We start from the raw sequence: 702 nt of genomic DNA on the forward strand, positions 1-702 counted from the left end.
ATAACTTATTACTAAACCATTAATCATTATATAATCTCAAAATAATCCTTCATCGGACATTGTTTTCTTATTATCACTTTACTGAATATGGAAGAACCTCATGATTATTGGTGCTATTAATTTTCTTATCCTTCCAAATAATTTTTTTCAAACACATAAACACAGTTACTGAAATAGCGACTCCAACTGTAACATCTGAAGCAAAATGAGCCCCTACCATAATACGACTAATTGGCACTATTATCATCCACAAAAGAATGAGAATCCAAATACCTATTTTTTTTCTTTTTAATGAAGCGAAGTATTCTGGTAACAAGCTAAACCAAATGATTAACGCTGCATTGGCACTATGGCCTGAAGGGAACGACATAAACTCATCACTTTTGGCGATTCCTTGTGGTACAAACCATTTTGAAAATCCTTCAAATGATCCAATAGAAATCATATGACGATAACGTTCTCTGCCCCATCCTAATTTAATTAGATTAAATGTAATTAATACAATAACTACACTTAGTAATCCAATTAATGCAATGTCTCTCAATCTTGCATCATCATATTTACTCCATGATTTAGAAATCATATAACAAACTACAATAAAGAAAATCATAAAAATTGGAATTAAAAATTTTGAAATGGTTAAATAATGTGCTAGCATAAATGACGCTATAAAAGCGAATAAAAGAGTGGTTACTCCATAGC

Annotated in this window: 1 protein-coding gene; it reads right to left on the bottom strand. The window is 30.5% G+C overall.

The genetic code is table 11. The features are described from left to right. Nucleotides 1-73: 73 nt before the first annotated feature. Nucleotides 74-702: phosphatase PAP2 family protein (locus tag KI356_RS27610; RefSeq protein WP_212937053.1), on the bottom strand; the 629-nt coding region annotated here is incomplete at its 5' end.

The organism is Bacillus hominis, assembly GCF_018332515.1.
GTDB lineage: Bacteria > Bacillota > Bacilli > Bacillales > Bacillaceae_G > Bacillus_A > Bacillus_A hominis.